Origin of the sequence: Paenibacillus sp. 203 (genome assembly GCF_037027525.1) — a bacterium.
Taxonomy (GTDB): domain Bacteria; phylum Bacillota; class Bacilli; order Paenibacillales; family Paenibacillaceae; genus Paenibacillus; species Paenibacillus polymyxa_B.
This window is the reverse complement of sequence record NZ_JAXCHD010000006.1, coordinates 29,305-43,511: the sequence shown is the minus strand read 5'-3', so window position 1 is coordinate 43,511 and position 14,207 is coordinate 29,305. Positions and strand designations below refer to the sequence as shown.

15 protein-coding genes are annotated in these 14,207 nt (G+C 39.6%); 7 read left to right on the top strand and 8 right to left on the bottom strand.

Annotated elements, in window-relative coordinates; all coding sequences use genetic code 11:
• Positions 1-58: 58 nt before the first annotated feature.
• Positions 59-325, top strand: a complete 267-nt coding sequence (locus tag WA407_RS15100) for a hypothetical protein (protein WP_209940415.1) — start codon at positions 59-61, stop codon at positions 323-325.
• Between the two features lie 101 nt (positions 326-426).
• Here WA407_RS15100 and WA407_RS15095 read toward each other — a convergent pair whose 3' ends face one another.
• Genes WA407_RS15095 through WA407_RS15080 form a run of 4 tightly spaced genes read right to left on the bottom strand, consistent with a single transcriptional unit; the run spans position 427 to position 3,624 of the window.
• The gene (locus tag WA407_RS15095; protein WP_336077680.1) at positions 427-1,530 is read right to left on the bottom strand and encodes a threonine aldolase family protein; all 1,104 of its coding nucleotides are present in this window, start codon (positions 1,528-1,530) and stop codon (positions 427-429) included.
• Positions 1,531-1,573: 43 nt separating this feature from the next.
• Positions 1,574-1,849, bottom strand: a complete 276-nt coding sequence (locus tag WA407_RS15090; protein ID WP_209940417.1) for a MoaD/ThiS family protein — start codon at positions 1,847-1,849, stop codon at positions 1,574-1,576.
• A 25-nt stretch (positions 1,850-1,874) separates the two neighbouring features.
• Positions 1,875-2,429: a hypothetical protein gene (locus tag WA407_RS15085; RefSeq protein ID WP_209940418.1), complete on the bottom strand. Its 555-nt coding sequence runs from the start codon at positions 2,427-2,429 to the stop codon at positions 1,875-1,877.
• 37 nt (positions 2,430-2,466) lie between these two features.
• Entirely contained in the window at positions 2,467-3,624 is a 1,158-nt protein-coding gene (locus tag WA407_RS15080) for an aminotransferase class V-fold PLP-dependent enzyme (protein ID WP_209940419.1), read from the bottom strand.
• Between the two features lie 199 nt (positions 3,625-3,823).
• Here WA407_RS15080 and WA407_RS15075 point away from each other — a divergent pair, with 199 nt between their 5' ends.
• From WA407_RS15075 to WA407_RS15055, 5 genes are read left to right on the top strand one after another with little or no spacing between them, the layout of a single operon-like run.
• Positions 3,824-4,843: a ThiF family adenylyltransferase gene (locus WA407_RS15075; protein WP_209940420.1), complete on the top strand. Its 1,020-nt coding sequence runs from the start codon at positions 3,824-3,826 to the stop codon at positions 4,841-4,843.
• Between the two features lie 52 nt (positions 4,844-4,895).
• Complete coding sequence (locus WA407_RS15070; RefSeq protein WP_209940421.1) at positions 4,896-5,795, top strand: acetaldehyde dehydrogenase (acetylating); 900 nt, start codon at positions 4,896-4,898, stop codon at positions 5,793-5,795.
• Entirely contained in the window at positions 5,792-6,820 is a 1,029-nt protein-coding gene (dmpG, locus tag WA407_RS15065) for a 4-hydroxy-2-oxovalerate aldolase (protein ID WP_209940422.1), read from the top strand. The genes WA407_RS15070 and dmpG overlap by 4 nt, the downstream gene beginning before the upstream one ends.
• Positions 6,820-8,007, top strand: coding sequence for an aminotransferase class I/II-fold pyridoxal phosphate-dependent enzyme (locus tag WA407_RS15060; RefSeq protein ID WP_209943531.1), 1,188 nt, complete (start codon positions 6,820-6,822; stop codon positions 8,005-8,007). The genes dmpG and WA407_RS15060 overlap by 1 nt, the downstream gene beginning before the upstream one ends.
• Before the next feature lie 44 nt (positions 8,008-8,051).
• Entirely contained in the window at positions 8,052-8,501 is a 450-nt protein-coding gene (locus WA407_RS15055; protein ID WP_336077679.1) for a GNAT family N-acetyltransferase, read from the top strand.
• Positions 8,502-9,254: 753 nt separating this feature from the next.
• Here WA407_RS15055 and WA407_RS15050 read toward each other — a convergent pair.
• The 4 genes from WA407_RS15050 to WA407_RS15035 form a co-directional block, all read right to left on the bottom strand.
• A complete protein-coding gene (locus WA407_RS15050; RefSeq protein ID WP_209940424.1) occupies positions 9,255-9,908 on the bottom strand; it encodes a hypothetical protein in 654 nt (217 codons plus the stop codon).
• Between the two features lie 11 nt (positions 9,909-9,919).
• The gene (locus WA407_RS15045; RefSeq protein ID WP_209940425.1) at positions 9,920-10,057 is read right to left on the bottom strand and encodes a hypothetical protein; all 138 of its coding nucleotides are present in this window, start codon (positions 10,055-10,057) and stop codon (positions 9,920-9,922) included.
• 595 nt (positions 10,058-10,652) lie between these two features.
• Positions 10,653-11,003 carry an Imm3 family immunity protein gene (locus WA407_RS15040; protein WP_254329931.1) on the bottom strand — a complete coding sequence of 117 codons (351 nt, stop codon included), beginning with the start codon at positions 11,001-11,003 and terminating at the stop codon, positions 10,653-10,655.
• Positions 11,004-11,026: 23 nt separating this feature from the next.
• A complete protein-coding gene (locus WA407_RS15035) occupies positions 11,027-11,365 on the bottom strand; it encodes a deaminase domain-containing protein (RefSeq protein ID WP_336077678.1) in 339 nt (112 codons plus the stop codon).
• Between the two features lie 720 nt (positions 11,366-12,085).
• Between WA407_RS15035 and WA407_RS15030 the strand changes: the two genes are divergently transcribed.
• The gene (locus tag WA407_RS15030) at positions 12,086-13,768 is read left to right on the top strand and encodes an amidase family protein (RefSeq protein ID WP_254329934.1); all 1,683 of its coding nucleotides are present in this window, start codon (positions 12,086-12,088) and stop codon (positions 13,766-13,768) included.
• Positions 13,769-14,207 lie beyond the last annotated feature (439 nt).

The window sequence follows — 14,207 nt, the reverse complement described above, 5'->3', positions numbered from 1 at the left end:
ATTTTTTTAAGGACTATACCAACTACATGGCCGTCATTCCTAAGTTTTTGTATGAATCATGACAATTTTTATCTCTGTATCACTAATCTCTAATTTTGAAAATTTAGATTTATTCGCTTTGAAAATAGCTTTGTATTATCATGGTCATCTTTTAGGCGCTCCACATGACAGAATAGGTTCTTCAAATATGAAGATAGCAACATTATTTTTTGTTCCAGGACTTATAGGAATAGACTTATCAGCAGAAAAACTTACTATTACACCTCCAAGTGAACTTGAGCCTAAAATTAGCCCTGTCATTGGAGGTGATATTCCTTTAATTTGAGTATGATCAATTTAAATAAACAGCATACTCATAAAGAACGCGATCCTACTAATTAGTATGCCAAAAACAATATTCCAAGCAAGTGTGCCGAATATAGGATTTTAAAGTTCAACACCTTGTAATCTTCTTTCTGTTTGGCTATGTTGCATTGCTTGCGAACATAAATTAGCAATTACATTAGATGCCAGTCTGATCTTTTCCGTATTAATATCGAGGTGGGTTACAGCCCGAATAGTGTATGGGGCCCACGGGTAGACCAAAACACCCATTTCTTTACATTTTCCTGCAAAGTTAACTGCTTTAATTCCTAATTTTCTCGTATCCAGCATAATCATGTTCGTCTCTGGAGGCTCTATATCTAACTCACATTCACAATTGGACTGGATCAAAGTTGCCAATAATTTTGCATGATCATGATCTTCTTTCAATCTAGAAATATTATTGGTAATAGCATACAAAGCAGCTCCAGCCATGAATCCCGATTGATGGAGACTACCTCCATACCATCTGCGGTATTTTTTTGCCTTTTCAATAAACTCTGATTTCCCCATAATGATCGATCCAAACGGTGCACCCAATCCCTTCGAAAATGAACAAGAAATACTATCAGAGAATGAGGCATATTCATTTACAGGAATGTTAGTAGCCACACAAGCGTTTAAGAATCGTTCTCCGTCTATATGCACTGGTATCCCTTTGGCCTGGGCATAGCTGTAAACATCCTTTAAAGCCTCTATAGGAAAGATACGTCCACCATGTCCGTTAATTGTATTTTCTAAGGAAATCAAAGCTGGCCTACTAAATAAATTGCCTCGGATTCTTTGCGTGATAGCATTATCAATCTGTTCAACTCCGAGTACTCCATCTTCTGTTTCGCACGTATGTAATAGTATTTTCCCCAGATCAGTTGATGGACCTGCTTGGAAGTAATTAATATGATAGCTCCGGTCAAGTATGACTTCATCTCCTGATTCTGTCCAACATCGAATAGATACCTGATCACTCATTGTACCTGAAGGCATAAAGAGCGCAGCTTCTTTACCAAACAATCTGGCACAATATTGTTCCAGCTCAATGGTCGTTTCATCCTCACCGTATCCGTGGTCCCCAACTCTAGCCATATAGATCTCTTGACGCATTTCTTGAGTTGGAGAAGTAACGGTATCGCTTCTCAGATCAACATACTCGATTTTATGGTTGTTCAACTTTCTCACTCCCTCTAATTTTTTCATTATGCTGGTTCACAAATTAACCACCTGCAATAGGCGACATAATAGTAATCACATCTCCGTCGTTCAAAAACGTTCCCCGCAAATCATTGACAATATTGTTATTCAAAAAAAACAATATTTTTCCATTGCTGTTTAACATATTATCGACATAACCCTTGAATGCTCCATAACTACTACATATTTGATCAAGAAACAAATTTTCCAAATTACAATTTACTGGAGCTTTAAATTTTTCCGAAGAAATTCCTGTTATTTTTTTCACTGCAGTTAAATACTTAACGGTAATTTCCATCGAGTTTTTCTCCCCCATTTTCAAATTACTTAAGGAAAATCTTAATTTCTTCTCCAAGCTTACCTTCATAAAATGCCCGCACCTTTGCTTCTCCAGTATCAGATATATAGACAATAAACATTACCATTTCAGAATCACGAGCCAAGTATTCATCTAACTTCGACGGAAGTTCTTTTGATTGAATTCCATTCCACGAATTTTCATGATGCATGTGATACGAGCCGATTAAAGATAAGTCGTACTTATCAAATAATGCCAACGCCTTCTGCACTTCTTTCGGAGATGCAGTCCATGCACGTTCTTCGACAGCAAGTTCAGCAGGAATTGAATAGTTTATTATCGCCTCATTCATATCATCTCGCATTGATTGGTCATAGCGAAAATTTTCACATAATGGTATAACCATTTGTACCGAAAGCACATTATTGTCTATCCTTCCTCCAACCAATCCAAAAGCTTGCTGTTCCATGGTTTCTTCAGGCATATAATGACAGTTGAGCTTTCGAATGCAGTGTGAGTATATTTCATTTTCCACCATTTTATCCATAAAAATAACATTAGCAACCTTCATCATGTCCAACTTTCTCACCTCCTTTCCAAACTTCTTTTAAGCTACTTCATACAATATTGAAGCTTTCAATAATATCTTTTAAGGCAGTCACAAGTGCATATACGTCTTCTTTCGTATTATAAAAACCAAAGCTAGCCCGAAGCGAACCTGTTGAGAACGAACCAGCTGTTTGATGGGCTAATGGGGTACAATGGAAGCCTGTTCTAAGAGCAATTCCAAAATGCTCATCAAGCAATTGCCCTAGCAAAATAGGCTCAATTCCATTCACATTAAAGGAAATAACTCCCGTACGCATTCGTAAATCGTCTGGACCGTATACTTTTATTTGTTTTATGTTTTTCAATTCTCCAATTAGAAGTTTGGCTAATTCCATCTCCTTCTCATATATGTACTCTACCGTATGTTCCATTACAAAATTCACACCCGCTAAAAGTCCACTGATACCTAAAGTATTTTGTGTACCGCTCTCATACCGGAAAGGCAACAATTGTGGCTGATCTGAATCTTCGGAATGATTACCTGTTCCCCCTTGCATTAATGGTTCCAACTTCAATTTCGGATTAAGGTATAACCCCCCAGTTCCCTGTGGGCCATACAAACCTTTGTGTCCAGGAAAGGCAAGCATATCAATATGCATTTTTTGTACATCTATCTTAATAACCCCTGCAGACTGCGAAGCATCCACTAAAAAAGGAATATTAAATTCTTTAGATAGAGAACCAATTTTCTCTATCGGTGTAATGGACCCAGTCAAATTAGAAACATGGGAAACGATAATAAGTGCGGTATCCTTTCTAATTTCAGCTTTAAATTTATCTAAATCCCATGTCCAATCTTTCTCAGGAGAAATATAAGTAATCTCAATCAGTCCGCTTTTTCGCAATTTTTCCAGAGGACGTCTAACAGAATTGTGCTCAAGAGTAGTCGTAATAATATGGGAACCAGCCTTGAGATAACCATGGATTGCCTGATTTAAAGCGTGAGTGGCATTTAAGGTGAATATAATGGAATTATAATTGTTTATATTAAACAATTTTGCTAATTTAATTCTCGTTTCAGACAATAAATCCCCAGTTTTTACCGACATTTTGTAGTTTCCTCTTCCAGGATTAACGCCGTATAAGAGATGTCCATGAACTGCATCAATTACACTCTGGGGTTTAGGCCAAGTCGTAGCTGCATTATCTAAATAAATAATTTCCATATAAATAACCATCCTCTTAAAATATTACACTTATAAATTTTTTAATAATTTAAAATTTTTAACATTTATAGTAGATTGACGTATTTTTTTAGTTAGCTTATCATAGAGAGGGGATTTTTACCATACTAAATTTCCAGAAATTTTTTATTTCTTCTTGTAGAACCATCTTGTCATTTAAAAGATACTAGGAGGTAGCTTTATGGACAGGTATTCAAGACAAACACTATTTTCACCTATTGGGAAATCAGGACAGAGCAAGCTTTTGAGTAGCCGAGTAGCGATTGTAGGCTTGGGGGCGTTAGGCTCGGTGTTAGCCAACCATATGGTTCGATCGGGGGTAGGGTACATTCGAATTATTGACAGGGATTTCGTTGAAACCAGTAATCTGCAACGGCAGATGCTCTATGATGAAACCGATGTTGAGCAGTTTTTGCCAAAGGCAGTTGCAGCATTTAACAAACTAAACTTAATTAACTCCTCTGTCAAAATAGATCCTGTTGTCGCTGACATCAATTCCGGTAATGCCGAATTACTTTTGGATGGATTTGATCTCGTATTGGACGGAACTGATAATTTCTTAACACGGTTTCTCATTAATGATGTATGCGTAAAAAGTAATACGCCATGGATTTATGGCGGTGCAGTTAGCTCAAACGGAATGTTTTCTGTGATCCGCCCTCATATTACACCTTGCTTTTGCTGTCTTTATGAATATTCTTCTGATCTTAACCACGGTGAAACTTGTGATACTTCAGGGGTTTTGGGACCTTTAGTAAACATTGTAGCTTCATATCAAGCCACTGAGGCTCTGAAGATTCTGACAGCTAATGAGCATATGCTTAGCTCTTTTATTCAACATCTTGATATTTGGCATAATGAAGTTGAACATTTCGAGATTGGACCAATAAACCCAGAGTGTCCATGTTGCGGAAAGCATCAATTTAATTTTCTAGACCCAGCGAAAACATATGATAACTTCACCTCTCTTTGCGGTAGAAATACCATTCAAATCACTCCATCAAATCCTAAAAAGGTAAACTTAGAAGCACTATCAAATAAAATTGGACATCTGGGGACTGTTGATTACAATAAGTTTCTTGTAAAGCTTCATGTAGATTCATATCAGTTGATATATTTTGAAGATGGTCGTGTACTAGTTCAGGGTACAAGCGATCTTTCTCAAGCAAAATCGCTTTATTCCAAGTACGTCGGTATGTAATGCTAGACCCGCAGAAACCATTTACAGTTTATTGAAAGGACGTGAGAAACTTATGCTAACTACATTTCCAAAATTAAAATGTGCAATAATTGGTAGTGGGAAAATAGGTACAGATCTACTGAGGAAAATTATAAAGTCGCCATATCTTGAATGCAGTGTCTTTATAGGCAGAAACCCAGAATCCGATGGTCTCAGAACCGCTCAAGAGATTGGTATAAAAACCTCCCATAGGGGGATTCAGGAGATTATTGAGAATCCTTCTTCTTGTAACCTGGTGTTTGATGCAAGCTCGGCAGAAAACCATTTCAAGCATGCCCCGATTTTAAAAGCCCTTAATAAAAAAATAATTGATATTACTCCGTCAAATCTCGGGTTTCCTTGTATTCCTGCCCTAAACACTGCTGAAAGTCTTCTACATAATAATGTGGGACTGATTACGTGTGGGGGACAAGTGTCGATTCCCTTGGCTTATGCAATCAGCGAAACCCACAAAAATACTCAATATATAGAAGTAGTTACAACTATTTCTTCTTTAAGTGCAGGTAATGCTACTCGTTCAAATTTAGATGAATATATCGAAACGACAGAACAGGCGTTAAAATATTTTACGGGCTGCACTAAAGTCAAAGCTATTCTAATTCTTAATCCGGCTTCTCCTGCGATTAATATGCAAACTACAGTTTTTGCTAAAGTTAAAGATTACCATTTGGACAAACTTAATCAGGAAGTCCAAACTATGGTAGCCAAAATCCAAGAGTACGCAAGTGGATACCGTATCATATCTCCTCCTGTAATTGATAATGAGCGAATAGTATTGATGGCCTCGGTTCAAGGTTCGGGAGATTTTCTCCCTTCCTATTCCGGCAATCTAGATATTATTAATTGTGCGGCAATCAAAATAGCTGAAGAATATGTACTCAATTCTTATAGAAGCGAGGTGGTTGGTCAATGAATGTTACTGTCTATGATCCCACATTACGCGACGGCTCACATGCTAACAGTCATCGGTTTAACCCATTTCAAATTGAAGAATACTGCAAAGCTGCAAATTCTATTGGTATTCCTGTAGTTGAAGTAGGGCATGGCTGTGGTATTGGGGCCTCTTCTTTACAATTAGGAGAATCATTAACTTCTGATTATGAAATGCTGACAGCAGCACGCGCTATGCTAACTACTTCTAAACTAGCAGTGCATGTCATACCTGGATTTGCAACTATTCATAAAGATTTGGAACCAGCATTCGAAGCAGGCGTTGATATTTTTCGAATCGCTTCACATTGTACCGAAGCAAATGTTACTCAGAAACATATTGAATTTGTAAGAAAGAGAAATTCCGAAGTTTACGGAGTGCTGATGATGAGCCATATGGCTCAACCGGAAAGACTACTTCAGGAAGCGCATAAGATGGAGTCTTACGGAGCGTATGGGATTGTTCTAATGGATTCAGCGGGTGCTCTGTTACCGGATGAAGTGAAGCAAAGAATTTCACTGCTTTCCTCCCAGCTAAACATTCCTGTTGGCTTTCATGCCCATAACAATCTTGGTTTGGCCATCGCTAACTCTCTTGCAGCAATTGAATCAGGAGCTTCAATCATAGATGGAACACTTCTAGGATATGGTGCTGGTGCAGGCAACACCCAAATAGAGTTATTAGTTATGCTACTGGATAAAATGAAATACACTACAGGTATTAACAGCAATCTGTTGATTGAACGCATTCCCGAATTGCGTAAAATCCTAGAAATTGAGCACCCGCTGATTGCCCCAAATGCTATAATGTGTGGAATTTCCGGTGTCGTATCCACATTCTTAAAACCAATTGAAAGAGCTGCCGAAGAGTATCACGTTAATCCGCTAGAGCTTTTCCTGGAACTTGGCAAAAGGAAAGTCGTCGCTGGTCAGGAAGATACAATTATTGAGGTTGCTCTTCAATTGCAGAGTGCGCCGCTAATTATCAAGGATAAGGTATTACAGTGATGAGGACCAAAAGTGAATTCAAAATAGTACCTTCCAATGCATTCGAAAGACTACCCGTCCATTTTTTTCAGCAGATTATACGAAATGCCACGACTATGAAAGAAAGTGGCGCGGATATAATTAATCTGAGTACGGGAAATCATGACCTCCCAACGCCTACACATATTGTGAGAAAACTCCAGGAAGAAGCTGAATTGAGTGAAAATCATCGGTATCCGCCCTTTGAAGGCTATTTCTTTTTGAAACAAGCTGTTGCAAAACGATATTGGGAAGATTACAAAGTTCATTTAGATCCAGAAAATGAAATAGCAGTGATCCCCGGAGGGAAAACCGGGATCATAGAACTCTGTCAGTGCCTGCTAAATCAAGGAGATGCATGCATAGTTCCAGATCCAGGATATACTGACTATTGGTCAGGAATTGATCTAACAGGTGGAGAAATGATTTCATTGCCACTAGATAAAAATTCAAATTATTTGCCGAATTTAGATCTTATTTCATACGAGCAAGCAAGGCGAAGTAAACTAATGTTTGTGAATTATCCGAATAATCCGACAGGAGCTGTAGCAACTTCAGAATTCTACGACAGGTTGATAGAATTTGCACTCTATCATAATATCGTGATTGCCAGTGATTTTGCCTATGGTCCCATTGTCTTCGACGGACTGAAGCCTGAGAGTTTTCTTAAGCATCCCCGTGCCAAGAAAGTAGGAGTTGAAATATATACACTCTCTAAAATATACAATATGGCTGGCTGGAGAATAGGATTTATAATAGGAAACTCCAAAATTATAAACATGATAAATAAATTTCAGAACCACCAATATTGTGGAATTTTTGGACCTATTCAAAAAGCAGCTTGTGAGGCACTGCTCGGCTCACAAGATTGTGTAAAAGATTTAGTATCCCTTTATCAAACAAGAAGAGATGTATTTTATAATGCTCTTCATAGCATCAATTGTGAAGCAATCCCTTCAAAAGGGTCTTTTTTTTGCTGGATCCCTACACCTAAAGGATTCTCTTCTATGCATTTTAGTGAGATATTGCTAAACCAAGCTCATGTGGTAACTGTTCCGGGTTCTGGTTTTGGCAATTCGGGTGAGGGTTTTGTTCGATTCAGTCTTGTGAGCTCGGACAAACTTCTTGAAGAAGCCGTTCACCGTATTGATAAGCTACACTTATATTAATTGCCTTTTTTTCTTAAGTTAAAATGCTACAAGGAGGTATAGTGATGCTAAAAGTTATTGAAATCAAAATCATACACTGTTTAGTCGCTTCAGAAATTCTACCTTTGGTAAAATCAAGTGAATTAGAGGGTTTTTCCTATTTAAGACGGTTAACTGAAGAATACAAACATAACATTAACCGTTTTGATAAAAAAGGCGAACTACTAATCGGTGCATATCATTCAGAAAAGTTGATTGGCATATGTGGGTTGAATCAAGATCCTTTCCTAAATGATAAGTATGTATCGCGTTTACGCAGAGTTTATGTATCACCTGTTTACAGACGCCATGGAGTTGGCCGTAAGTTAGTGGAGTATATTATCACCCACGCCAGACAATATTTTAAAATACTGGTCTTAAGAACATTAACAAATGAAGGAAGAGCTTTTTATCATTCATTAGGCTTTATCTTTGATCCGCAAACAGAACATTACACGCATAAATTACCTCTATAAAAAATATGAATACTTGGTATATACACACCAAAGCAAGCAAAGTGGGAAACAGGTAACCTTCCCCTGTTGTTCTCTTTTCTTTATATACAAGTGCAGCCTGTCAATATCTATCGTTCTGATGAAGGTATGAGTATATAACCATACAAAGATATGTCTGTTCCAAGTCTGGAGTATATTATTGACAAATTACTTTAAATATTTCGATGTGTCATGCCATATTTCTGGTTTCAATACAATTTCAACTGCCCCCCGTCTAGTAGACAGTATAAATAATAAGAGATATTTAAGCGACCTTGGTCCTGAATTCCACGGACTGAGGCCGTTTGGTTTGGCCTGTAATCGTTCGTTATTGTAAAAATGGATGTACTCCGTTGGAGTTCTTCAAAGGTTCGGTAACTATGCAGGTAGTACTTCTCACATTTCAATATCCCCCAGAAGGACTCCATCGGCCCGTTATCAATACAACAGCTCACTCGGGACATGCCTTGTTCCAGCCTCGATTCGTCTAACCTCTCCTTAAATTTCAAAGAAGTATACTGATATCCACGGTCGCCGTGAGCAGTGGACGCCCCTTCGGTTCGGATTGCATGGCAAGCTCCAATGTCTCAAAAACCCAGCGAATTATTATTGGAATGGCATAGAACATAGGAAACAACCGAAATTACCAATTGCGTGTGCTGGACTCACTGATAATGATCCGCCAGAACTCATTACAACATGCTCCAATATAATTGGGTAATAAATATGCTGTTTTTACGATATTCGTATCTTCATTAACTTCGCTAAAAAAACTTCGAAGTTCGAATCAAACGCCCCCAAGTTAAACAGTTTTAGTTTCTTCTTGAGAATATCAAAAGTAGCGATATCAATAAGTTGATCATGTGAAGGATTAATCTCATAAGGAATGGCGCGTTCTTGATTCGTTACATACAGTACAGGTACACCAATAGAGTTATACCGACCATGTGAAGGCTTGCCTAGCAGAGCTATCCACAACTCCTCAACTGTGTAAGCCTTACTGGAGTCCACTGCTCTTGTTCTACCTCTAAATAGCTTTACTTCTGAAGCTTTTAATATGTCGTACTCTCCAGCATCGTAATGTTTTTTTAGAACATTGTATATGGCTGCTCCTGTCTTATTCTTAAACGCCAGCATTGGTTGCTTTCTGAGGACATCCCGAAATTTCAACAAATCTTTTTCAGAGATACTTTCTTCATATTTCTCCGCAAATTCCGAGAAAGCTTCTATCTCAAAACCAAGCATGCTTTCAACCTCTTGATTAGTGTACACATCATCCTGCTCATCAAAAATACTGGCATCCGGATTATTTCCATCCCTCGCATGTCTTCCATACCCACACTTACACTTAATCAGTTTAACGAAAACTAGAACTAAAACATCAGGCACGCCAGAATCCCTTAAATATGTCGATCTGCGATCCCAAACTTCTCCATGAGTCTACGATACGTCCAACCTTCTTCGATATGGAGTCGTATAGCCTCTACCTTGGTTTCAAACGTATACTCATTAAACTTTGTTCCTTTTTTCGCTGGCATAAAAAATGCACCCCCTAGATTTCATCGGATAAACTAGGGGTTTATTCCAATGTCTATTCTAAGGGGTGCACTTCACTCAGTGAGCGGGTTTTTTAAATGGAGGCGAACCGTGGCACGGTAAATCCACAATTCGGCGGGTGATGATGTTGAGATTATTTGGGGATGCAGCTTAGTAATAAGGTTTTAAATATCAGTACTGTCGGTACTTGAGAAGAATACGTTTCCCTTTTCTGACAAACTGATTACTCTCTCACCAATATAAGCCACAAATCTTTCTGAGTCTTTCCATTTATAAGCATATCCTCTAGGGTCAGGAGTATTCTACAGTTGCGTAGCATTTTGAAAAACCTGTGAGAAAACGAAGATAACAAAAAACAGGTCAATCATGGTGGTATCTGACCATAATCAACCTGTTTGTCGTAACGGTATTACGTTATTTAGGTGTACTTATTCAAGACTTTATGTGCGTACATCTCATTTCACGAAAAATATTGTATAGGTAGAACAAGGGTTATGTTTGCAATCATGAGGTGAAGTGATTCATTCGGCACTGGGTAGCCCCACAACAATTCCCCAAATCAAGAAAAAACACTAGTCAACTAATAACCTCAACAATATGAAACTTTGCTTCTACTGATTTGACACGCTTACTTAAGTCTTTAGCATCATCAAAACCTAACTCGCTGACGAATTTATCTATATCAAACTCCCTAGTAATGCTTTTCACTTCATCATAGATTCGTTGAGATAGTACCCCTTTTTCAATCTGCAAAAAAGCTAAGGTAATATAAAATATAATCTTCTCGGTTTCCCCCTCCTCAATTACATTGGCAAACTCATATAAGCATCGCCCCCCTGCTTGAAGAGCGTTTAGTCCATCGCTTATAGAATTAGAGAAGACCTCGTTGACATATTCGCTTAGTTCGTTATAATCCCATTCTTGCATACAGTCCCCCCTTCCCTTTCTTCCTATTTTACTACCTTTCCGTCGTTTGTAAGAACATTTACTGTAATGTTTGGATACTCTCTTCTAAAGTCCATAATTACATCAGTACAACTCTGGCATGTAAGACGCTCAGTAAATAGATTAATTGTCCCCTTGGGAATATCGCTATAGGCTTGTACGGAAGCTTGATTGACTCCCTTTACATAGTTGATGAAGTCATGTGCGGATTGTACTTCTCCATACCCTCTGGCACTCGTCCATACCTTACCAAGAAAATCCATCATCGCATGCCGTTCACGGGCCCTCTGTTCCTCCGTGTGCGCATGTAAGGTTTGAGCAGCAACCTTGGCCGTCTTCCCCAACACCACTCCCCAACCATGGGAAGGTACGCTGGAATCATGGACAAACCGGCTACCGCATATTTAACTATGGATGACGGTCCAAAGGAAGCGACCTCGGAACGAATCGAAGCTATTTTTTGACTTGCTGCCTTCGGAATGGCCCCCAATACAGGAATAGACGCAGCTACATCACATACTTTCTGGGCTAATCCCAATAAACCATCCAGTAGACTACTTCGGTGAGCTAGGAGTGTTTACAGCTGACTTAACGACTCCCCTATCTTTCGATGTAACGCTTGAATTGGAGCTTCCCCCTGTACTGCTGCTTGCTGCACTTTTCGCCGCCGGTGTCTAGTCCAACCATCCAACAATTACTTTTTTCCCTTATAATACAAAATATATATATTATGGTAGATATATTGATCTTCTCAATCTTGAGATCCACCGTCATTAGCCGGCCTCTATTAGAATTAGCTCGTTTGGCGAACTTAGGTAACACATATTTGCCGGCATCAATAATGAATTCTTGGCCGGTTATAGGCGCATTCGATCATGTCATATTTCATATCATAATAAATAGTATAAAATCACATTTATGCATAAAAGAGTATGATTATAGATTTTATCTTCAAGTTAAATCCCATTATCCTGATATATAAATTTTTAATATTGATTATTTAAGTAATTTGATTTAATCTATGGTATATAATATGACAAGAACATCATCAAGGAGGTCTTAACATGAGGAAAACATGGACAAGGCTAGTACTATCGATCTCAATAATGGTAGGTTCGATGATCGTGGTCAGCTTAAGTGCAACCGATTCTGCTCTTGCAGAAACAGCGACACCAGTTGCGCAAGAGAGGGAGGTACATACGTTCGACCCGTTTGAGAAAAGTATTGAGGAAATTCAGGATGCATTGAATAGCGGTCAAACCACTTCCGAACAATTAGTTCAATATTATCTGAATCGAATTGAAGATTATGACAAAGCAGGGCCAAAAATAAATGCGGTCATTACAATAAACTCTAAAGCCGTTGAATTGGCCAAGGAGCTGGATAAGGAACGCAAGTTGAAAGGCCCTAGAAGCGAGCTTCACGGAATCCCAATCGTCGTTAAGGATAATTATAATGTGGTGGGCATGCCGACTACGGCCGGCTCTGTTGCCCTGAAAAACGCATATCCTTCTAAAAATTCTTTTGTGGTCCAGAAATTGATTGATGCCGGAGCTATCGTGATTGCCAAGACGAATATGTCCGAATTTGCTGCTTCCTACGGCAGACTTGGCTATAGTTCCCTCGGGGGGCTGACGTTGAACCCGTACAATCTTAATCGCGACGCATCGGGCTCCAGCAGCGGTTCCGCCGCCGCTGTCGCTTCCAACTTTGCTGTTTTCGGGCTCGGTACGGATACTTCAGGTTCAGTTCGCGGACCGGCGAACGTCACCGGGCTCGTCGGAATTCGACCTACGCTTGGTCTAACCAGCCGCAGCGGAGTCATCCCTTCTTCTCTGACGTTTGACACAACCGGACCAATGGCACGGAGTGTCAAGGATGCAGCTATCGCGCTCAGTTATATGGCCGGTACGGACAAGAATGATTATTCAACAAGAATGTCGGATAAACTCGCTGAGCCGGATTATAGTAAAGCACTCAGTACCGATGCACTTAAAACCGCTCGTATCGGTATTGCGGGTGACTTCTTTGGCGAAAACAGTGAGGTTGACGCGATAACCAATCGGGCTATAGCTGCTATGAAGGAACAAGGTGCTCAATTCGTACAGGTATCGTTCACGGACAAGACGCAGTATTTGTGGACGCCGATTCTTGGACCAATCGGCGATGCTGACTTCAAGGTTCAGTTAGAGAAATATCTCACCCTCCTCCGACAAGATCAACCAAAAACTTTAGAGGAGATTATTCAGATCAGTGAATCACCGGAGGTCCTTAACTCGGCTACACCTGTCAATCCTGCGCGCCTTGAAGGAATGAAAGACGCAATCAAGGCGGTAAGCCAGAAAGAATCGGCAAGCTATAAATCGATCATAAGCAAAGATATTCCGGCTGCAAGAGCAGAGGTACAAAAGCTGATGAAGGTTAACAATTTGGATGCGATTGTATTTCCTACGATGTCCTGCCCTGCCTCTCCTCGTTTCGATATCCAGGATCCGACCTACGCATGCGACGCATTTGATACTTACGCCGCAGGGTATGTTGCTTCTGCAACAGGCTATCCTGAGATTACCGTTCCAGCTGGCGTATCGGAGGCTAAGGTGCCTGTAGGCATTTCCTTCTTGGGAACGGCTTACAGCGAACAGTCTTTATTAAATCTTGCCTATTCCTTTGAGCAAGCGACTAAGGCAAGAACCATACCTGATAATACACCTCGTCTCACCACTTCTTCTTTAGTGACGACGCCATAATCTTATTAACTGCTCTTAATGCTCAAGAACAAACGGACCCTGCTTGGTTATCTATTTTGTCTTCACTTTATCGTTCAAAATAAAAACCTGCCGGAAGGCAGGTCCAGGCTGTCGAGAAACCCCCTGTTTTTTTGCAGGGGGTTTAAAACTGTCTTAGTGGTCTAAAAACTAGGGTCCTCAGATCGTTTTAAATCGATTTTTGTTTTAAAAGATGCGTCTCCCCATATAAATATAGAAGTGTCGAAAAGTCCTCTAGACTTTCTCGACACTCTGAACCTGCCGGAAGGCAGGTCTTTAGGCTGTCGAGAAAGTCTCGACAGCCATCTTTATGTCCAAATCATTTAACACGACACCGCACTAGAATAACCGCGCTCTTTAGGAAAGTATTCATACTCTTTGAACCTCAAAAAGCGACGGCACTGACAAAAGCGTCATTTAA

What these genes read in the sequence shown, in the direction of transcription:
- WA407_RS15030 (WP_254329934.1), top strand. Translation starts at nt 12,086, where the DNA reads ATGAGGAAAACATGGACAAGGCTAGTACTATCGATCTCAATAATGGTA.
- dmpG (WP_209940422.1), top strand. Translation starts at nt 5,792, where the DNA reads ATGAATGTTACTGTCTATGATCCCACATTACGCGACGGCTCACATGCT.
- WA407_RS15100 (WP_209940415.1), top strand. Translation starts at nt 59, where the DNA reads ATGACAATTTTTATCTCTGTATCACTAATCTCTAATTTTGAAAATTTA.
- WA407_RS15080 (WP_209940419.1), bottom strand. Translation starts at nt 3,624, where the DNA reads ATGGAAATTATTTATTTAGATAATGCAGCTACGACTTGGCCTAAACCC.
- WA407_RS15070 (WP_209940421.1), top strand. Translation starts at nt 4,896, where the DNA reads ATGCTAACTACATTTCCAAAATTAAAATGTGCAATAATTGGTAGTGGG.
- WA407_RS15060 (WP_209943531.1), top strand. Translation starts at nt 6,820, where the DNA reads ATGAGGACCAAAAGTGAATTCAAAATAGTACCTTCCAATGCATTCGAA.
- WA407_RS15075 (WP_209940420.1), top strand. Translation starts at nt 3,824, where the DNA reads ATGGACAGGTATTCAAGACAAACACTATTTTCACCTATTGGGAAATCA.
- WA407_RS15040 (WP_254329931.1), bottom strand. Translation starts at nt 11,003, where the DNA reads ATGCAAGAATGGGATTATAACGAACTAAGCGAATATGTCAACGAGGTC.
- WA407_RS15090 (WP_209940417.1), bottom strand. Translation starts at nt 1,849, where the DNA reads ATGGAAATTACCGTTAAGTATTTAACTGCAGTGAAAAAAATAACAGGA.
- WA407_RS15055 (WP_336077679.1), top strand. Translation starts at nt 8,052, where the DNA reads ATGCTAAAAGTTATTGAAATCAAAATCATACACTGTTTAGTCGCTTCA.
- WA407_RS15045 (WP_209940425.1), bottom strand. Translation starts at nt 10,057, where the DNA reads ATGCCAGCGAAAAAAGGAACAAAGTTTAATGAGTATACGTTTGAAACC.